The sequence below is a fragment of the Streptomyces mashuensis genome, assembly GCF_014654785.1.
Taxonomy (GTDB): Bacteria; Actinomycetota; Actinomycetes; order Streptomycetales; family Streptomycetaceae; genus Streptomyces; species Streptomyces mashuensis.
The window spans coordinates 74,228-93,697 of the sequence record NZ_BNBD01000009.1; the positions used below are offsets into that span (position 1 = coordinate 74,228).

Below are 19,470 nucleotides of genomic sequence, written 5' to 3' on the forward strand. Positions count from 1 at the left end.
TACGGTCCTGGCCACGCCGCAACGTCGCTCAGGAAGAGCCGAAGTGCAGCCCCGCAACGCGTAGTTGATCCCCGGGGCCGGGCCACGGATGGTCGGGGTGCGGTGGAACTCACCGGAACCGCGATGGGAGATCGCCCCATGCGTACCACCGTCCTCAACCTCCCCATCCGCCACGGGCATTACGTACTCGACGCGCCCGCGCACGCCACAACGCCCCGCCTCGCGCGCCAGTTCGTCGCCGAGACGCTTGTAGCCGCCGGGCGGGACGCCCTCGTCCCCGACGCCCGCGTCTGCGTGTCCGACGTCGTCACCAACGTCGTGCAGCACGCCCGCGTCGACACCCTCGCCGTCGAAGTCACCGTCCGCCCCGGCCGCGCCGTCGTCGCCGTGCGCGACGGCGACCCGTACCGGCGGCCGTACCGCCGCCACGCCGCGCCCGGCGACGAGCGCGGCCGCGGCTTGCAGCTCGTGGGCGCGCTGTCGTATGCCTGTGGCGTGAGCCTCGTGTGGGACGGGCTCCACGTCGTCGGGAAACGCGTCTGGTTCGAGCTGCGTGAGCGGTACGTGCTCGCTCACCTCCCCTGCCCCCGGTTCACCCCATCGTGTCGGCAATGTGCTGTTTGCGCCCCCGTGTCCCCAGGGCAGGAACCCTCTACGGAATGACCCGCTCCGCATGCGTGCGCCGGGTCGTGAACGTACGCACGAAGGGACCGGGGCTGTGCCGTCGTACGAGTCGTACGAGAAGAGACGGGCCCGCCGGGCCGCCCGCAAAAAGGCTTGGCGCGCCGCGCGGTTCGCCGCGACCGCCGCCGTGCTCGCGCTGCCCGCCGCCGCGCTGGCGACCGACTCCGCGGAAGCCGCATCCTCCTGCACCGTGAACGGACAACCCGTCTCCGGCAGCGACATCCGCGGTACCGAGGGCAACGACACGATCACCTGTGCCGCCGGCGTCACCGCGGACACCGTCGTGGACGCGCTCGGCGGCGACGACACCGTCGTCGTCGGCGGTCAGGTCGCGGGCCGCGTCCGCGGCGGCGACGGGAACGACCGGATCATCCTCGACGAGGGCTCCACGCTCACCGGCGACATCGACGGTCAGGCCGGCACGGACACCCTCGACCTCAAGGGCCCCGTCTCCGGCGCCGTCCGCGGCGGACAGGGCGACGACACCATCCACCTCTTCCCGCACGCGCGCGTCGAGTCCGGCGGCGACATCCGCGGCGCGCTCGGCGCCGACACGATCACCGCGGACGACGACGTCGACGTCCTCGGCCTCGTCGAGGGCAACGACCAGGACGACACCGTCGACATCAAGGGCACCGTCGGCCCCGGCGGTCGCGTCCACGGCGACGCGGGCGACGACGACCTGCACGCCCGTCTCAACAACGGCACCGTCGACGGAGGCGACGGCAACGACCGCTGCGTCGTCGACGACGGTGCCCTGCCCATCAACTGCGAACGGCCCGCCCGCCCGCTCGGCTAGCCACGCGCACCGGCCGATCGTTCGTACGCCCGATTTCGACCCGGACCGAAGGGGTTTGCCCGCGGAGGCGACGCGGCGCACACTCCCGGTACCGGCACAGGGGGGTCCGGGTGCCCGGGACCACGGGGGTGGGCACCCGGACGCAACAATGCCGAAGGGCCGCCGTCCTGCGGGGGGAACGGCGGCCCTTCTTCACGAACTTCACGGACTCCGCGAACGATCCGTGTGCGGCGTGCGCGCGTCAGAGGACGCGGACGGCACCCGTGGGCGGGGAGTAGCTCATGTCGCGCTCCACGACGCCGACGCCCGGGTTCTGCGCGCCGATGAACTTGCCACCGCCGATGTAGACGGCCACGTGGTACGCGCTGCCCGCGGGGCCCCAGTAGAGGATGTCGCCCGGCTGCAGGTTGCCCAGCCCGACCTGGGTACCGGCCGTCGACTGGTCCTGCGAGACGCGCGGCAGGTCGATGCCGATCTGCTTGTACGCGGCCATCACCAGACCGGAGCAGTCGTACGCGGAGGGGCCCGTGGCGCCCATGACGTAGCTGGCGTGCGACCCGTTAGGCCCGTCGGCCTTCGACTTGAGGAACGAGATCAGCGCGGCGACGCTCCCCGTGGCGGCGGGCGTGCTGGTCTCGTCGGCGGCAGCGGCCTTCGTGCCCAGCGTCGTCCGCGCGCCGCCGCGCGAGGCGCGCGTCTGCTCGGCGTCGCGCTTCTGCTGCGCCTCCGCCTCCTTGCGCTCGGCCTCGGCCTTGCGGTCCGCCTCGTCCTTGGCCTTCTTCGCGTCGGCCGTGGCGTTGCCCGTGGCCTCGTCCACCTGGGCGCGGACCTGGTAGTCCACGGCGGTCTGCTGCGTGGCGACCGCGCTCTGCGCGATGGAGGTGGTCAGGGCCGCGTTGAACGCGGGCATCTCCTGGGTGGCCTCGGCCGGCTTGTCGACGGCGGTGGAGGCCGAAGCGGTGCCGGCCACGGCCAGAGTGCTGAGGACGCCACCGGCCACACCCGTACGGATGACCCACGACTGGGTCGCGGTCTTACGGGGCTTGCGGTGGCTGGTTATGTGCGCGTTCGGGGACATGGGACAAGGGACTACCAGTACGCGTGTGCCAAGTTCAAGAAGAGTGACGTGCGACACAATTGGCCCGTACCAACCGGCATTTCGGGCCTTTTGATCACGGGAGGGTCACGGTCCGGATGCGGCCGGGATGCGCGATCATGCGCCTCAGCACGGCTTTTGGGTCCTGGCGCAGGCGAGCGGACGTCATATCACCCGGAGAGTGCGGCCGTCGAGCCTACCCGTGAAATCCGGCCTCAGTACCGCGCGTAACGTGGCGGAACTCACGTCACCGGTGTTTCGGGGTGTGTCCCTCCGGTTCCGCCTTCGAGCCCCCGCGCCGGCCGTCGGTCCGGTCGCCGGTTCGGTCCCCTCGAACCCCGGTCGCACCCGGTCGTCCCCGGCCGCCGCCCCGTCTCCCATCGGCCGCGCTTCTCTATCAGTTGGGCCGCCATAAAACAAATTTGCCCGCCCCACCCTCCTCTTGATAATGCGTCACCCCCTCCCACCAGCGCTTCCGCACCCGAATGTCACCTCTGGTGATCACTCAACCGCTTCGCGTATGAAGATCACCGCTCATCCGACTTGATGATCGTTCGTCAGGTGGTGGAGATCACAAACGCGACCCCGTACGCCGTGTCGCAGATCACAGAGCGACGGGCATAGGATGCAATCGACCCGGGCTTGTGAACTGCCTCACATGCCGACGATCTTCCTGACGGTCTCCGGGTCCGGTCAGCCAGCAGTCAGCGTCGACAGACTGGAAGGAGCGAGGAGCGGTGAACGCCTACGCGCCCATCCTCGTACTGGGAGCCCTCGGGGCGGGCTTCGCGATCTTCTCCGTGGTCATGGCGTCGATCGTCGGGCCCAAGCGGTACAACCGCGCCAAGCTCGAGGCCTACGAGTGCGGCATCGAGCCCACCCCGCATCCGGCCGGCGGCGGTCGCTTCCCCATCAAGTACTACCTGACGGCGATGCTCTTCATCGTCTTCGACATCGAGATCGTCTTCCTCTATCCCTGGGCGGTCACCTTCGACTCCCTGGGGCTCTTCGGGCTCGTCGAGATGCTCCTCTTCGTGCTCACCGTCTTCGTCGCCTACGCCTACGTCTGGCGCCGCGGCGGCCTGGAATGGGACTAGGGGGTTCCGGTCATGGGACTCGAGGAAAAGCTGCCCAGCGGGTTTCTGCTGACCACCGTCGAACAGGCCGCGGGGTGGGTGCGCAAGGCGTCCGTCTTCCCCGCGACCTTCGGCCTGGCCTGCTGCGCGATCGAGATGATGACCACCGGTGCCGGGCGTTACGACATGGCGCGCTTCGGCATGGAGGTCTTCCGCGGCTCGCCCCGCCAGGCCGACCTCATGATCGTGGCCGGCCGGGTGAGCCAGAAGATGGCGCCGGTGCTGCGCCAGGTCTACGACCAGATGCCCAACCCCAAGTGGGTGATCTCCATGGGCGTCTGCGCCTCCACCGGCGGGATGTTCAACAACTACGCGATCGTCCAGGGCGTGGACCACATCGTCCCGGTCGACATCTACCTGCCCGGCTGCCCGCCCCGCCCCGAGATGCTGCTCGACGCGATCCTCAAGCTGCACCGCAAGATCCAGGGCGAGAAGCTCGGCGCCCACCGCGTGGCGGCCGAGCGCGAGGCGGAGGAGGCGGCCCTCAAGGCCCTGCCGCTGATCGAGATGAAGGGGCTGCTGCGATGAGCGAGCCCGGCACGGGACCCGAGGAGCCGGGGCGCGGCAAGGCCACCCCCGAGCCCACCACCCCCGCCTCGAAGCAGGCGAACGGCATCAACCCCGACCAGGAGAGCGACGCCCAGCGCCTCCCGGGCCAGCGGCTCGACCACGGCGAGGTCATCGGCGTCCGGCGCGGCATGTTCGGCGCCAACAACGGCGGCGACACCACCGGCTACGGCCGCCTCGTCCGGACCGTACGGCTGCCCGGCGCGGCCACCCGCCCGTACGGGGGGTGGTTCGACGAGGTCGCCGACGAGCTGGAGGGCGCCCTGGCGGAACAGGGGCTGCTGCCGGAGAACGCGATCGAGAAGACCGTCGTCGACCGCGGCGAGCTCACCTTCCACATCGCCCGCGAGCACCTGCCGCGCGTCGCCCGCACCCTGCGCGACGACCCCGCGCTCCGCTTCGAGCTGTGCACCGGCGTGAGCGGCGCGCACTACCCCGGCGACAAGGGCCGCGAGCTGCACGCCGTCTACCACCTGCGCTCGATCACCCACAACCGGCTGATCCGGCTGGAGGTGAGCGCGCCCGACAGCGACCCGCACATCCCGTCGGTCACGGACGTCTACCCGACGAACGACTGGCACGAGCGCGAGACGTACGACTTCTTCGGGCTGGTCTTCGACGGCCACCCCGCGCTCACGCGGATCATGATGCCGGACGACTGGCAGGGCCACCCGCAGCGCAAGGACTACCCCCTGGGCGGCATCCCCGTCGAGTACAAGGGCGCGCAGATCCCGGCCCCGGACCAGCGGAGGTCGTACAGCTGATGTCCACATCCACCGGGCCCCACGAGACCGGCCCCCACGAGACCGACCCCCGGCAGACCACCGAGGGCACGGTCTACACCGTCACCGGCGGCGACTGGGACGAGGTCGTCTCCGCCGCGAAGCAGGCCGACGACGAGCGCATCGTCGTCAACATGGGTCCCCAGCACCCCTCCACGCACGGCGTGCTCCGGCTCATCCTGGAGATCGACGGCGAGACCGTCACCGAGGCCCGCTGCGGCATCGGCTACCTGCACACCGGCATCGAGAAGAACCTCGAGTTCCGGAACTGGACGCAGGGCACCACGTTCGTCACGCGCATGGACTACCTGACGCCGTTCTTCAACGAGACGGCGTACTGCCTGGGCGTGGAGAAGCTGCTGGGCATCGAGGCCGACGTGCCCACCCGGGCCTCGGTGATCCGCGTGATGCTGATGGAGCTCAACCGCATCTCCTCGCACCTGGTGGCCATCGCCACCGGCGGCATGGAGCTGGGCGCGACCACCATCATGATCTACGGGTTCCGGGACCGGGAGATGGTGCTCGACGTCTTCGAGCTGATCACCGGCCTGCGGATGAACCACGCCTACGTCCGGCCCGGCGGCCTCGCGCAGGACCTGCCGCCCGGCGCCGTGGACCAGGTCCGCGAGTTCGTGAAGAAGATGCGCCGGAACCTGCCCGAGTACGACAAGCTCGCCACCGGCAACCCCATCTTCAAGGGCCGCATGCAGGACGTCGGGTACCTCGACCTCACCGGCTGCATGGCGCTCGGCATCACCGGGCCGATCCTGCGCTCCACGGGCCTGCCGCACGACCTGCGCAAGGCGCAGCCCTACTGCGGCTACGAGACGTACGACTTCGAGGTGCCGACCGCCGACACCTGCGACGCGTACGGGCGGTTCCTGATCCGGCTGGACGAGATGCGGCAGTCGCTGCGGATCATCGAGCAGTGCCTGGACCGGCTCCAGCCGGGCCCCGTCATGGTCGCCGACCGCAAGATCGCCTGGCCCGCGCAGCTCGCGCTCGGGCCGGACGGCCTCGGCAACTCGCTCGACCACATCAAGAACATCATGGGCACCTCCATGGAGGCCCTGATCCACCACTTCAAGCTGGTGACGGAGGGCTTCCGGGTGCCCCCGGGGCAGGCGTACACGGCCGTGGAGTCGCCCAAGGGCGAGCTCGGCGTGCACATGGTCAGCGACGGCGGCACCCGCCCGTACCGGGTCCACTTCCGCGACCCGTCCTTCACCAACCTCCAGGCCGTGGCGGCGATGTGCGAGGGCGGCATGGTCGCCGACGTCATCGTGGCCGTCGCGTCCATCGATCCTGTGATGGGAGGCGTTGACAGGTGAGCGAGGTGCAGCTGGGGATGCCCCAGCTTCCCGCGCCCGACTTTCCCCCCGAGGTCCGGGCCCGGCTGGAGGCGGAGGGCCGGGAGGTGATCGCCCGGTACCCCGACAGCCGCAGCGCCCTGCTGCCCCTGCTGCACCTGGTGCAGGCCGAGGAGGGCTGGGTGAGCCGCACCGGCGTACGGTTCTGCGCCGAGCTGCTGGGCCTGACCACCGCCGAGGTCACCGCCGTGTCGACCTTCTACACGATGTACCGGCGCCGGCCCGGCGGCGACTACCAGGTCGGGGTGTGCACCAACACGCTGTGCGCCGTGCTCGGCGGCGACGCGATCTTCGCCGAGCTCCAGGAGCACCTCGGCGTCGGCAACGGGGAGACGACCGACGACGGCGCGGTGACGCTGGAGCACATCGAGTGCAACGCGGCCTGCGACTACGCGCCCGTGGTGATGGTGAACTGGGAGTTCTTCGACAACCAGACGCCGGAGAGCGCCAAGCGGCTCGTCGACGACCTGCGCGCCGGCCGGCCCGTGCAGCCCACCCGCGGCGCGCCCCTGTGCACGTACCGCGAGACGGCCCGCATCCTGGCCGGCTTCCCCGACGAGCGCCCCGGCGCCACGGAGGCGGGCGGCAGCGCCGGGCCCGCCTCGCTCGCCGGGCTGCGGATCGCCAAGGGCGAGACCGGGCCCGCGCGCGTCGGCCCGCCCCGGGGCGCGCCCCCGCTCGGCGAGCGCCCCCCGGAGCACGCCAGCTCCCACGACGCGCCCCAGCAGACGTCCGCCTCGGACCCCGACCACCCCAGTGGACCGGTCACCGAGGAGGGGGAGGGATGACGGTGGCACAGGAAACGCCCCAGCCCCACACCAGCCCGGAGAAGCTCCTCGCACCCGTGCTGAGCGCCTTCTGGGACGAGCCGCGCTCGTGGACGCTGGAGACCTATCTGCGGCACGACGGCTACCAGGGCGCGCGCCGCGCCCTGGGGATGAGCCCCGACGACGTGATCGCGTACGTCAAGGACTCGGGGCTGCGCGGCCGCGGCGGCGCCGGCTTCCCCACCGGCATGAAGTGGCAGTTCATCCCGCAGGGCGACGGCAAGCCGCACTACCTCGTCGTCAACGCCGACGAGTCCGAACCGGGCACCTGCAAGGACATCCCCCTCCTCTTCGCCAACCCGCACGCCCTCCTGGAAGGCATGATCATCGCCTGCTGGGCGATCCGCTCCAGCCGGGCCTTCATCTACCTGCGCGGCGAGACCGTGCCCGTGCTGCGCCGCCTCCAGGCGGCCGTCCGCGAGGCGTACGCGGCGGGCTACTTCGGCCGCGACGTCCTGGGCAGCGGCATGGACCTGGACGTCACCGTGCACGCGGGCGCCGGCGCGTACATCTGCGGCGAGGAGACCGCCCTGCTCGACTCGCTGGAGGGCCGCCGCGGCCAGCCCCGGCTGCGGCCCCCCTTCCCCGCGGTCGCCGGCCTCTACGCGTGCCCCACCGTCGTGAACAACGTCGAGTCCATCGCGTCGGTTCCCGCCATCATGCTCCGCGGAAAGGAGTGGTTCCGCTCGATGGGCAGCGAGAAGTCGCCCGGCTTCACGCTGTACTCGCTCAGCGGCCACGTCGCCTCGCCCGGCCAGTACGAGGGCCCGCTCGGCCTCACGCTGCGCCAGCTGCTCGGCATGAGCGGCGGCATGCGCCCGGGGCACCGGCTCAAGTTCTGGACGCCCGGCGGCTCGTCGACCCCGCTGCTCACCGAGGAGCACCTGGACGTGCCGCTGGACTACGAGGCGGTGGGCGCGGCCGGCTCGATGCTCGGCACCAAGGCGCTCCAGTGCTTCGACGAGACGACGTGCGTGGTGCGGGCGGTGACCCGCTGGACGGAGTTCTACGCGCACGAGTCGTGCGGCAAGTGCACGCCCTGCCGCGAAGGCACGTACTGGCTGGTGCAGTTGCTGCGCGACATCGAGGCCGGCAAGGGCCGCATGGCCGACCTCGACAAGATCGCGGACATTGCCGACAACATCAACGGCAAGTCGTTCTGCGCCCTGGGCGACGGCGCGGCCAGCCCCATCTTCTCCTCGCTCAAGTACTTCCGCGCCGAGTACGAGCAGCACGTCAAGGGCAAGGGCTGCCCCTTCGACCCGGCGAAGTCCACGGTGTGGGCCGACGACCCGCACCCCACGCACCGTTCCCACCTGGGGGTGAACGCATGACCGTCACCACCTCCGCCCCCTCGGCCGGAGGGGACGCGGCCCTCCCGCCGGAGGACCTGGTCTCCGTCACCATCGACGGCATCCAGGTCTCCGTGCCCAAGGGCACCCTGGTCATCCGCGCGGCCGAGCTGCTCGGCATCGAGATCCCGCGGTTCTGCGACCACCCGCTGCTGGCGCCGGTGGGCGCCTGCCGGCAGTGCATCGTGGAGGTCGAGGGCCAGCGCAAGCCGATGGCCTCCTGCACGATCACCTGCACCGACGGCATGGTCGTGAAGACCCAGCTGACCTCGCCGGTGGCGGAGAAGGCGCAGCGCGGCGTGATGGAGCTGCTGCTGATCAACCATCCGCTGGACTGCCCGGTGTGCGACAAGGGCGGCGAGTGCCCGCTGCAGAACCAGGCGATGAGCGCCGGGCAGGCCGAGTCGCGGTTCGAGGGCCGGAAGCGGACGTACGAGAAGCCGGTGGCGATCTCGCCGCAGGTGCTGCTGGACCGGGAGCGGTGCGTGCTGTGCGCGCGCTGCACGCGCTTCTCGAACGAGATCGCGGGCGACCCGATGATCGAGCTGCTGGAGCGCGGGGCGCTGGAGCAGGTGGGCACGGGCGAGGGCGACCCGTTCCGGTCGTACTTCTCCGGGAACACCATCCAGATCTGCCCGGTGGGCGCGCTGACCTCGGCGGCGTACCGGTTCCGCGCGCGCCCGTTCGACCTGGTGTCGTCGCCGTCGGTGTGCGAGCACTGCGCGGGCGGCTGTGCGACACGTACGGACCACCGGCGCGGCAAGGTGATGCGGCGGCTGGCGGCGGAGGACCCCGAGGTCAACGAGGAGTGGCTGTGCGACAAGGGCCGCTTCGCGTTCCGCTACGCGCAGCGGCCGGAGCGGCTGACGACGCCGCTGGTGCGCGGCGCGGACGGCGTGCTCGCCCCGGCGAGCTGGCCCGAGGCGCTGGAGGCCGCGGCGCGCGGGCTGGCGGCGGCGCGGGGCCGGGCCGGGGTGCTCACGGGCGGCCGGCTGACGGTGGAGGACGCGTACGCGTACGCGAAGTTCGCGCGGGTCGCCCTGGAGACGCACGACGTGGACTTCCGGGCCCGGGTGCACAGCGGTGAGGAGGCCGACTTCCTCGCCGCGCACGTCGCGGGCCGGGGCGTGGACCTGGACGGTACGGGTGTGACGTACGCGGCGCTGGAGAAGGCGCCGGCGGTGCTGCTGGTGGCGCTGGAGGCCGAGGAGGAGGCGCCCGGTGTCTTCCTGCGGTTGCGCAAGGCGTGGCGGCGCCACGGGCAGCGCACCTTCGCGCTGGCCACGCACGCCACGCGCGGTCTGCTGAAGGCGGGCGGCACGCTGCTGCCGGCGGCGCCGGGCACCGAGCCGGAGTGGCTGCGGGCGCTGGCGGGCGGGTCGGGGCTGGACCCGGACGGCCGGGCGGCGGCCGAGGCGCTGCGGGCCGGGGGCGCGGTGATCCTGGCCGGTGAGCGGCTGGCGGGCGTGCCGGGCGGGCTGACGGCGGCGCTGGAGGCGGCGCGTGCGACCGGCGCGCGCCTGGTGTGGCTGCCGCGCCGGGCGGGCGAGCGGGGCGCGCTGGAGGCCGGTGCGCTGCCGGGCCTGTTGCCGGGCGGGCGGCCGACGACGGACCCGCGGGCGCGCGAGGAGACGGCGGCCGTGTGGGGTGTGCCGGAGCTGCCGCGCAGCCCGGGGCGGGACGCCGGGCAGATCGTGGCGGCGGCGGTCACGGGCGAGTTGGGTGCGCTGCTGGTGGGGGGCGTGGAGGTCGCCGACCTGCCCGATCCGGCGCGGGCCCGGGAGGCGCTGGACGCGGTCGGGTTCCTGGTGAGCCTGGAGCAGCGGCCGAGCGAGGTGACGGACCGGGCGGACGTGGTGCTGCCGGTGGCGGCGGTCGCCGAGAAGGCGGGCACGTTCCTCGACTGGGAGGGGCGGGCGCGGCTGTTCGAGGCGGCGCTCAAGCCGGACCAGATGGCGCGTACGTCCGTGCCGGGCGACCTGCGGGTGCTGCACATGCTGGCCGATGCGATGGACGTGCCGCTGGGCCTGCCGGACGTGCCGGCGGCCCGCGCGGAGCTGGCCCGGCTGGGCCCGTGGCGTGGCGAGCGGCCGGCGCCGCCGGACGAGCCGGCCCGGGCGCTGCCGCGGCCCGAGCCGGGCGAGGCGGTGCTGGCCGGGCACCGGATGCTGCTGGACCGGGGCCGGTTGCAGGACGGCGACGACGCGCTGGCCGCCACCCGGCCCGAGCCGGTGGCGCGGCTGTCGGCGGCGACGGCGGCCGAGGCCGGCGTGGCGGACGGGCAGGTGCTGCGGGTGTCGGGGCCGGCGGGGTCGGTGCGGCTGCCGCTGCGGGTGACGCCCATGCCGGACCGGGTGGTGTGGCTGCCGCTGAACTCGGTGGGCGGCGGTGCGCTCTCCGACCTGGGGGCGCGCCCGGGTGAACCCGTACGGATCGGTGCGGACAACGGCGACGGGGCCGGGGCGCCCTTCGGGGAGGTGCTGTCGTGACCGCGAGCGTGCCGCTGCGGCTGCTGGCCGCCGAGGACCTGTCGATGTTCGGCCGGGACCCGTGGTGGCTGGTGGTGCTGAAGGCCGTCTTCTGCTTCGCGTTCCTGATGGTGACGGTGTTGTTCTCCATCGTCTGGGAGCGCAAGGTCGTGGCCTGGATGCAGCTGCGCATCGGCCCCAACCGGCACGGCCCGTGGGGGATGTTGCAGTCGCTGGCCGACGGCGTGAAGCTGATGCTCAAGGAGGACGTGATCGTCCGCCGCGCCGACAAGGTGGTCTACCTGCTGGCGCCGGTGGTCGCGGCGATCCCGGCGTTCATGGCCGTCGCGGTGATCCCCTTCGGCCCGTCGGGCGGCGAGGTGTCCGTCTTCGGGCACCGCACGGCGATGCAGCTGACCGACCTGCCGATCGCGGTGCTGTACATCCTCGCGGTGGCGTCGGTGGGCATCTACGGCATCGTGCTGGCCGGCTGGTCGTCCGGGTCGACGTACCCGCTGCTGGGCGGGTTGCGGTCGTGCGCGCAGATGATCTCGTACGAGATCGCGATGGGCGCCGCGTTCGCGTCGGTGTTCCTCTACTCCGGCTCGATGTCGACGTCCGCGATCGTCGAGGCGCAGCACGACCGGTGGTACGTGCTGCTGCTGCCGGTGTCCTTCCTCGTGTACATCGCGACGATGGTGGGGGAGACCAACCGGGCGCCGTTCGACATGCCGGAGTCCGAGGGCGACCTCGTCGGCGGCTTCAACACCGAGTACTCGTCGATCAAGTTCGCGATGTTCATGCTCGCCGAGTACGTGAACATGGTGACGGTCTCGTCGGTCGCCACCACCCTCTTCCTGGGCGGCTGGCGGGCTCCCTACCCGGTGTCGGCGTTCTGGGAGGGCGCGAACCACGGCTGGTGGCCGCTGCTCTGGTTCGTGATCAAGGTGCAGCTGCTGCTGTTCTTCTTCATCTGGCTGCGCGGCACGCTGCCGCGGGTGCGCTACGACCAGCTGATGAAGCTGGGCTGGAAGGTGCTCATCCCCGTCTCGCTGGCCTGGCTGATGCTCGTGGCCACGGTGCGGGCGCTGCGCAACGAGCACTACGACTTCCAGCACATCGTGCTGTACGTGGGCGGCGGGGTGCTGGGCGTCCTGCTGCTGTCGCTGCTCGCCGACGTCTTCCGGGCCCGCGCGGAGAAGGACACCGGGGAGGAGGCCGCCGGGGAGGCGGAGTCCGCGCCGGACGAGGAGGCGGCCTTCGACCCGATGGCGGGCGGCCACCCCGTGCCGCCGCTGCCCGGCCAGACCGTGCCGCCCGTGCCGCGCCGCCGGCCCCGGGGCGAGGGGCACCTCATTGTCAGTGGCGGGGTGGACACTGTGCGTGACGAAAAGGAGGCCCGCGGTGACTGACTTCCAGAATCCCGTGGCCGGCTTCGGCGTGACCTTCAAGGCCATGTTCAAGAAGCGGCTCACCGAGCAGTACCCCGAGTACAAGAAGCCCACCGCGCCGCGATTCCACGGCCGTCACCAGCTCAACCGGCACCCGGACGGCCTGGAGAAGTGCATCGGCTGCGAGCTGTGCGCCTGGGCCTGCCCGGCCGACGCCATCTACGTGGAGGGCGCCGACAACACCGACGAGGAGCGCTACTCGCCGGGTGAGCGGTACGGCCGCGTCTACCAGATCAACTATCTGCGCTGCATCCTGTGCGGCCTGTGCGTCGAGGCGTGCCCCACCCGGGCGCTGACGATGACGAACGAGTACGAACTGGCCGACTCCAGCCGCGAATCGCTGATCTACACCAAGGAACAGCTGCTCGCCGGCCTGGAGGAGGGCATGGTCGACACGCCGCACGCCATTTACCCCGGCATGACCGAACAGGACTACTACCGCGGCCTGGTGACGCACGCCGCGCCCGGCACCGAGCGGCAGGTCGCGGTCTCCAAGGGCGAGAAGCCCGAGCCCGACGGCGAGGAGGTGCAGGCATGACCTCCACGGGCGAGGCGGTGCAGTTCTGGGTGCTGGCGGTGGTCGCCGTGCTCGGCGCGCTGGCCACCGTGCTGATGCGGAAGGCCGTGCACAGCGCGCTGTCGCTGGCCGGCACGATGATCGTGCTGGCCGTGTTCTACCTGGCCAACGGCGCGTACTTCCTGGGCATCGTGCAGATCGTCGTCTACACCGGCGCGGTCATGATGCTGTTCCTGTTCGTGGTGATGCTGGTGGGCGTCACCGCCGCCGACTCCCTCAAGGAGACCATCCGCGGGCAGCGGCTGCTGGCGGGGCTGTGCGTGCTGGGCTTCGGCGTGCTGCTGGGCGCGGGCATCGCCAACGCCTCGCTGCACCGGTTCGACGGCCTCGGCCAGGCCAACGCGGGCGGCAACGTGCAGGGCCTGGCCGCGCTGATCTTCACCAAGTACGTGTTCGCGTTCGAGATCACCGGCGCCCTGCTCATCACCGCGGCCGTGGGCGCGATGGTCCTCACGCACCGGGAGCGCACCGAGCGCGCCGCCACCCAGCGCGAGCTCGCGGAGGCGCGCGTGCGCGGCGGCAAGCAGCTGCCGCCGCTCCCCGCGCCCGGCGTGTACGCCCGGCACAACGCGGTGGACGTCCCGGCGCTGCTGCCCGACGGCACGCCCGCCGAGCTCAGCGTCAACCAGACGCTGCGCGCCCGCGGCCAGGTGCGGGACGTGTCCGCCGAGGCGCTGGCGGACCTGGCGGCGCTGGAGCAGCGGTCGGAGGACCGGCTGGAGCGGAAGGGGAAGAAGAGGTGAACCCGGTCAACTACCTCTATCTGGCGGCCCTGTTGTTCACCATCGGTGCCGCCGGCGTGCTCATCAGGCGGAACGCGATCGTCGTCTTCATGTGCGTCGAGCTGATGCTGAACGCCTGCAACCTGGCGTTCGTCACCTTCGCACGGATGCACGGCAACCTCGACGGCCAGATCATCGCGTTCTTCACGATGGTCGTCGCCGCCGCCGAGGTCGTCATCGGGCTCGCCATCATCCTGACGATCTTCCGCTCCCGCCACTCGGCCTCGGTCGACGACGCCAGCCTGCTGAAGCTGTAAGGGGACACACGGTGGAGAACCTCATCGGACTGCTCGTCCTGGTGCCCCTGCTGGGCGCCGGCGTGCTGCTCTGCGGCGGGCGGCGGCTGGACCGCGCCGGCCACTGGATCGGCACGCTGGTCGCCGCCCTGTCCTTCGTCATCGGCGCCGTCCTCTTCGCCGGGCTGCTCGGCCGCGCCGCCGACGACCGCGAGCTGGACGTGACGGTCTTCAGCTGGGTGCCCGTCGGCGGTTTCCACGCCGACGCCGGCTTCCAACTGGACCAGTTGTCCGTGACGTTCGTGCTGCTCATCACCGGCGTCGGCTCGCTCATCCACCTCTACTCGGTGGGCTACATGGCCCACGACGAGCGCCGCCGCCGCTTCTTCGGCTACCTCAACCTCTTCCTCGCGGCGATGCTGCTGCTGGTCCTCGCCGACAACTACCTGCTGCTGTACGTCGGCTGGGAGGGCGTGGGCCTCGCCTCGTACCTGCTGATCGGCTTCTGGCAGCACAAGCCCAGCGCGGCCACCGCCGCGAAGAAGGCGTTCCTCGTCAACCGTGTGGGTGACGTGGGGCTGTCGATCGCCGTGATGCTGATGTTCACCACCTTCGGCACCTTCGCCTTCGGCCCCGTGCTGGACCACGCCGACCGGGCCGGCGAGGGCCGGCTCACCGCCATCGGGCTGATGCTGCTGCTGGCCGCCTGCGGCAAGTCGGCCCAGGTGCCGCTGCAGAGCTGGCTCGGCGACGCCATGGAGGGCCCCACGCCCGTCTCGGCGCTCATCCACGCCGCCACGATGGTGACCGCCGGCGTCTACCTGATCACCCGCTCCGCCGCGATCTTCGACGCCGCGCCCGTCGCACAGGCGGCCGTGGTGGCCGTCGGCGCGGTCACGCTGCTCTTCGGTGCGATCGTCGGTTGCGCCAAGGACGACATCAAGAAGGCGCTGGCCGGCTCGACCATGTCGCAGATCGGCTACATGGTCCTGGCCGCCGGACTCGGCCCCCTCGGCTACGTCTTCGCCATCATGCACCTCGTCACGCACGGCTTCTTCAAGGCCGGCCTGTTCCTCGGCGCCGGCTCGGTGATGCACGGCATGAACGACGAGGTCGACATGCGGCGCTACGGCGGCCTGCGGAAGTACATGCCGGTGACGTTCGTGACCTTCGGCCTCGGCTACCTGGCCATCATCGGGTTCCCCGGCCTGTCCGGCTTCTTCTCCAAGGACAAGATCATCGAGGCGGCGTTCGCCAAGGGCGGCACCGAGGGCTGGATCCTCGGCGGCGCCGCGCTGCTGGGTGCCGCCATCACCGCGTACTACATGACCCGCGTGATGGTGCTGACCTTCTTCGGCGAGGAACGGTGGCGGCCCGCCCCGTCGCCCGACGAGCCCAGCGCCGAGCCCGCCGCGGCCGCCCACGAGGGCGCCATGCCGCACCCGCACGAGTCGCCCAAGGTCATGACCATCCCCATGATCGTGCTCGCGGCCGGATCGGTCCTCGCCGGCGGGCTGTTCAGCATCGACGACGCGTTCGTGCGCTGGCTCTCGCCCGTCACCGGCCACGAGGAGGGCAACTCCCCGGTCGGCGCCCTCACCGTCACCGCCGCCACCATGGTGGTGATGGTCCTCGGCGTCGCCCTGGCCTGGTTCCAGTACGGGCGGCGGCCCGTCCCGGTCACCCCGCCGCGCGGCAGCCTCCTCACCCGCGCCGCCCGCCGCGACCTGCTCCAGGACGACATCAACCACATCGTGCTGGTGCGCGGCGGCGACCACCTCGTACGCGGCCTCGCCCGCGTCGACCACGGCCTGGTCGACGGCGCGGTGAACGGCACGGCCGCCGCCGTCGGCGGCGCCTCCGCCCGGCTGCGCCGGCTGCAGAACGGCTTCGCGCGGTCGTACGCGGTCTCGATGTTCGGCGGTACGGCGGTGCTCATCGCCGCGACCCTGCTGATGAGGGCGGTCTAGTCATGTCATTTCCCCTGCTCACGGCGACGGCCGCGGTGCCCGCGCTGGGCGCGGTGGCCACCGCCGCCGTGCCCGCCGCCCGCCGCGCCGCCGCCCGGTGGCTGGCCCTGGGCTTCTCCCTGGCCACGCTCGTCCTGGCGGCCGTCCAGCTGGCGCGCTTCGACACGGCGTCGAAGACGCCCTTCCAGTTCACCGAGTCGCACGCCTGGATCGCCGACTTCGGCGTCCGCTACGAACTGGGCGTCGACGGCATCGCGGTGGTGCTCATCGGCCTGACGGCGCTGCTCGTGCCGTTCGTCGTGCTGGCCGGCTGGCACGACGCCGACCCCCTGGAGACCAGCTCCCGGCGGTGGCGGCCCACCCAGGGCTTCTTCGCGCTGATCCTGCTGGTCGAGGCGATGGTGGTGATCGCCTTCGAGGCCACCGACGTCTTCGTCTTCTACATCTTCTTCGAGGCCATGCTCGTCCCGATGTACTTCCTCATCGGGGGCTTCGGGGACCGGGCCGGTCCGCACACGGAGGCCGAGGCGGCGGGCCGGCGGTCGCACGCCGCCGTGAAGTTCCTGCTCTACAACCTCGTCGGCGGACTGATCATGCTGGCCGCCGTCATCGGGCTGTACGCGGTCACCGCCCACCAGCTCGGCGAGGGCACCTTCTCCCTCACCCGCATCGTCGAGGCCCGCGCCGCGGGCAGGCTCGACATCGCGACCACCACCGAACGCGCCCTGTTCCTCGGCTTCTTCTTCGCCTTCGCCGTCAAGGCGCCGCTGTGGCCGCTGCACACCTGGCTGCCCGGCGCCATGACCGAGACCACCGCGCCCGTCGCCGTCCTCATCACCGCCGTGGTCGACAAGGTCGGCACCTTCGCCATGCTGCGCTTCTGCCTCCAGCTCTTCCCGGACGCCTCGCGGTGGGCCACCCCCGTCGTGCTGGGCCTCGCCCTGGTCAGCATCCTCTACGGGGCGCTGCTCGCGGTCGCGCAGAAGGACATCAAGCGGCTGATCGCCTACGCGTCGATCTCCCACTTCGGCTTCATCGTCCTGGGCATCTTCGCGATGACCACCCAGGGTCAGTCCGGCGCCACCCTGTACATGGTCAACCACGGCATCTCCACGGCCGCGTTGATGCTGGTCGCCGGGTTCCTCATCGCCCGGCGCGGCTCGCGGCTCATCGAGGACTACGGCGGCGTGCAGAAGGTCGCGCCCGTCCTCGCCGGCACGTTCCTCGTCGGCGGCCTGGCCACGCTGTCGCTGCCGGGCCTGGCGCCGTTCGTCTCCGAGTTCCTCGTCCTGGTCGGCACGTTCAGCCGGCACCCGGTGCTCGGTGCCGTCGCCACGGTGGGCATCGTGCTCGCCGCGCTCTACGTACTGGTGCTCTACCAGCGCACCATGACCGGCCCGGTGGCCGAGCCGGTGCGGGGCATGCCCGACCTGCGCGCCCGCGAACTGGTCGTCGTGACCCCGCTGGTCGTGCTGCTGCTGGTCCTCGGTATCTACCCCAAGCCCGTGACGGACGTCCTCGACCCGGCCGTGCAGCACACGATGTCGCAGGTCCACAAGGGCGACCCGGCGCCCGACGTCCGCGTGAGCGATGCCCGTGTGAAGGATGCCCGTGTGAACGATGTGGAGGCCGCGAAGTGAGTCCCGCAGCACCCGGAGCCGTCGTCCACAGCCTGTGGACGACGGCGGCGGCCGAGGCCCCCGTGAAGATCCCCGGCCCGGTGATCGAGTATGCCGAGCTGGCGCCCGTGCTCATCGTCCTGGGCACCGCCCTCGTCGGCGTCCTGGTCGAGGCGTTCCTGCCGCGCCGCCTCCGCCACCCCGCGCAGGCGCTGCTCGCCGCGGTCGGCCTGGCGGCCGCCTTCGCCGCCGTGGTGGCGCTCGCCGCCGGCGGCTACGCGAACGGCAAGGCGCACCCCGCCGCCATGGGCGCCGTCGCCGTGGACGGCCCGGCGCTGTTCCTCCAGGGCACGATCCTGCTCACCGGCCTGGTCGCCGTCCTCACCTTCGCCGAGCGCCGCCTGGACCCGGCCGCGCACGGCCGCCCCGTCGACTCCTTCGCCGCCCAGGCCGCCGCCGTGCCGGGCGGGGAGGCCGAGCAGAAGGCGGTCCGGGCGGGCCTGACGACCACCGAGGTCTTCCCCGTCCTGCTCTTCGCCGTCGGCGGCATGCTGGTCTTCCCCGCCGCCAACGACCTGCTGACGCTGTTCGTGGCGCTGGAGGTGTTCTCGCTCCCGCTGTACGTGCTGTGCGCGCTGGCCCGCCGGCAGCGGCTGCTGTCGCAGGAGGCCGCCGTCAAGTACTTCCTGCTGGGCGCCTTCTCCTCCGCCATCCTGCTGTTCGGCGTGGCCCTGCTGTACGGCTACGCGGGCACGGTCACGTACTCCGGCATCGCCGACGTCGTCGGCGGCACCCCCCGCACCGTCACGCCGGCGCTCGCGGCCACCATGGGCAACGACGCGCTGCTGCTCATCGGCGGCGCGATGGTGCTGATGGGGCTGCTGTTCAAGGTGGGTGCGGTGCCGTTCCACATGTGGACGCCCGACGTCTACCAGGGCGCGCCCACGCCCGTCACCGGCTTCATGGCCGCCGCCACCAAGGTCGCCGCCTTCGGGGCGCTGCTGCGGCTGCTGTACGTGGTGCTGCCGGGGCTGCGGTGGGACTGGCGGCCGGTGATGTGGGGCGTGGCCATCGTGACGATGCTGATCGGCGCGGTGGTCGCGGTGACGCAGACGGACGTCAAGCGGCTGCTGGCCTACTCGTCCATCGCGCACGCGGGCTTCATCCTGGCCGGTGTCGTGGCCACCTCGCCCGCCGGGGTGTCCTCGGTGCTCTTCTACCTGGGCGCCTACTCGTTCGTCACGCTGGGCGCGTTCGCCGTGGTGACGCTGGTGCGGGACGCGGGCGGCGAGGCCACGCAGCTGAGCAAGTGGGCGGGGCTGGGCCGCCGTTCGCCGCTGGTGGCGGCGGTCTTCGCGGTGTTCCTGCTGGCCTTCGCGGGCATCCCGCTGACCAGCGGCTTCGCGGGGAAGTTCGCGGTGTTCAAGGCGGCGGCGCAGGGCGGGGCGGCGCCGCTGGTGATCGTGGGTGTGCTGGCGTCGGCGATCGCCGCGTTCTTCTACATCCGGGTGATCGTGCTGATGTTCTTCAACGAGCCCCGGCCGGAGGGCCCGACGGTGGCGGTGCCGAGCCCGCTGACGTCCACGGCGATCGCGGTGGGCCTGGTGGTGACGGTGGTGCTGGGCGTGGCGCCGCAGTACTTCCTCGACCTGGCCGGGCACGCGGGCGTGTTCGTGCGCTGACCCCCAGCGGAAACGCGCCGCGGCCCGGCACCCCGTACGTCAGGGGTGCCGGGCCGCGGCGCGTGCGCCGTA

The 19,470-nt window shown here is 71.8% G+C and carries 17 protein-coding genes; 16 read left to right on the forward strand and 1 reads right to left on the reverse strand.

Features of this window, described 5'->3' with window-relative positions:
* Positions 1-138: 138 nt before the first annotated feature.
* A complete protein-coding gene (locus IE305_RS21140) occupies positions 139-663 on the forward strand; it encodes an ATP-binding protein (RefSeq protein WP_190131258.1) in 525 nt (174 codons plus the stop codon).
* A 55-nt stretch (positions 664-718) separates the two neighbouring features.
* Positions 719-1,483, forward strand: coding sequence for a hypothetical protein (locus IE305_RS21145; RefSeq protein ID WP_190131259.1), 765 nt, complete (start codon positions 719-721; stop codon positions 1,481-1,483).
* 241 nt (positions 1,484-1,724) lie between these two features.
* Here IE305_RS21145 and IE305_RS21150 read toward each other — a convergent pair whose 3' ends face one another.
* On the reverse strand, positions 1,725-2,561 hold the full coding sequence (locus IE305_RS21150) for a C40 family peptidase (RefSeq protein ID WP_190131260.1): 837 nt from the start codon (positions 2,559-2,561) through the stop codon (positions 1,725-1,727).
* A gap of 755 nt (positions 2,562-3,316) precedes the next feature.
* Between IE305_RS21150 and IE305_RS21155 the strand changes: the two genes are divergently transcribed.
* Genes IE305_RS21155 through nuoN form a run of 14 tightly spaced genes read left to right on the forward strand, consistent with a single transcriptional unit; the run spans position 3,317 to position 19,398 of the window.
* Positions 3,317-3,676 (forward strand): NADH-quinone oxidoreductase subunit A, encoded by a 360-nt coding sequence (locus tag IE305_RS21155; RefSeq protein WP_190066302.1) that lies wholly within the window; start codon positions 3,317-3,319, stop codon positions 3,674-3,676.
* A gap of 12 nt (positions 3,677-3,688) precedes the next feature.
* Positions 3,689-4,243: a NuoB/complex I 20 kDa subunit family protein gene (locus IE305_RS21160; protein ID WP_190131261.1), complete on the forward strand. Its 555-nt coding sequence runs from the start codon at positions 3,689-3,691 to the stop codon at positions 4,241-4,243.
* The gene (locus IE305_RS21165; protein WP_190131262.1) at positions 4,240-5,046 is read left to right on the forward strand and encodes an NADH-quinone oxidoreductase subunit C; all 807 of its coding nucleotides are present in this window, start codon (positions 4,240-4,242) and stop codon (positions 5,044-5,046) included. The genes IE305_RS21160 and IE305_RS21165 overlap by 4 nt, the downstream gene beginning before the upstream one ends.
* A complete protein-coding gene (locus IE305_RS21170; RefSeq protein ID WP_190131263.1) occupies positions 5,046-6,395 on the forward strand; it encodes an NADH-quinone oxidoreductase subunit D in 1,350 nt (449 codons plus the stop codon). Before IE305_RS21165 ends, IE305_RS21170 begins: the two co-directional genes overlap by 1 nt.
* A 17-nt stretch (positions 6,396-6,412) precedes the next feature.
* Positions 6,413-7,222: an NADH-quinone oxidoreductase subunit NuoE gene (gene nuoE / locus IE305_RS21175; protein WP_190131264.1), complete on the forward strand. Its 810-nt coding sequence runs from the start codon at positions 6,413-6,415 to the stop codon at positions 7,220-7,222.
* On the forward strand, positions 7,219-8,595 hold the full coding sequence (nuoF, locus tag IE305_RS21180; RefSeq protein WP_190131265.1) for an NADH-quinone oxidoreductase subunit NuoF: 1,377 nt from the start codon (positions 7,219-7,221) through the stop codon (positions 8,593-8,595). Before nuoE ends, nuoF begins: the two co-directional genes overlap by 4 nt.
* Complete coding sequence (locus IE305_RS21185) at positions 8,592-11,102, forward strand: NADH-quinone oxidoreductase subunit G (RefSeq protein ID WP_190131266.1); 2,511 nt, start codon at positions 8,592-8,594, stop codon at positions 11,100-11,102. Before nuoF ends, IE305_RS21185 begins: the two co-directional genes overlap by 4 nt.
* Positions 11,103-11,146: 44 nt before the next feature.
* The gene (gene nuoH, locus IE305_RS21190) at positions 11,147-12,493 is read left to right on the forward strand and encodes an NADH-quinone oxidoreductase subunit NuoH (protein WP_190131431.1); all 1,347 of its coding nucleotides are present in this window, start codon (positions 11,147-11,149) and stop codon (positions 12,491-12,493) included.
* A complete protein-coding gene (gene nuoI, locus IE305_RS21195; protein ID WP_190131267.1) occupies positions 12,486-13,070 on the forward strand; it encodes an NADH-quinone oxidoreductase subunit NuoI in 585 nt (194 codons plus the stop codon). Before nuoH ends, nuoI begins: the two co-directional genes overlap by 8 nt.
* Complete coding sequence (locus tag IE305_RS21200; protein WP_190131268.1) at positions 13,067-13,852, forward strand: NADH-quinone oxidoreductase subunit J; 786 nt, start codon at positions 13,067-13,069, stop codon at positions 13,850-13,852. Before nuoI ends, IE305_RS21200 begins: the two co-directional genes overlap by 4 nt.
* Positions 13,849-14,148 carry an NADH-quinone oxidoreductase subunit NuoK gene (nuoK, locus tag IE305_RS21205; RefSeq protein ID WP_190131269.1) on the forward strand — a complete coding sequence of 100 codons (300 nt, stop codon included), beginning with the start codon at positions 13,849-13,851 and terminating at the stop codon, positions 14,146-14,148. Before IE305_RS21200 ends, nuoK begins: the two co-directional genes overlap by 4 nt.
* An 11-nt stretch (positions 14,149-14,159) precedes the next feature.
* Positions 14,160-16,097: an NADH-quinone oxidoreductase subunit L gene (nuoL, locus tag IE305_RS21210; RefSeq protein ID WP_190131270.1), complete on the forward strand. Its 1,938-nt coding sequence runs from the start codon at positions 14,160-14,162 to the stop codon at positions 16,095-16,097.
* Positions 16,098-16,099: 2 nt separating this feature from the next.
* Positions 16,100-17,737 (forward strand): NADH-quinone oxidoreductase subunit M, encoded by a 1,638-nt coding sequence (locus IE305_RS21215; protein ID WP_190131271.1) that lies wholly within the window; start codon positions 16,100-16,102, stop codon positions 17,735-17,737.
* Positions 17,734-19,398 (forward strand): NADH-quinone oxidoreductase subunit NuoN, encoded by a 1,665-nt coding sequence (gene nuoN, locus IE305_RS21220; RefSeq protein ID WP_190131272.1) that lies wholly within the window; start codon positions 17,734-17,736, stop codon positions 19,396-19,398. Before IE305_RS21215 ends, nuoN begins: the two co-directional genes overlap by 4 nt.
* The last annotated feature ends 72 nt before the right edge of the window (positions 19,399-19,470 follow it).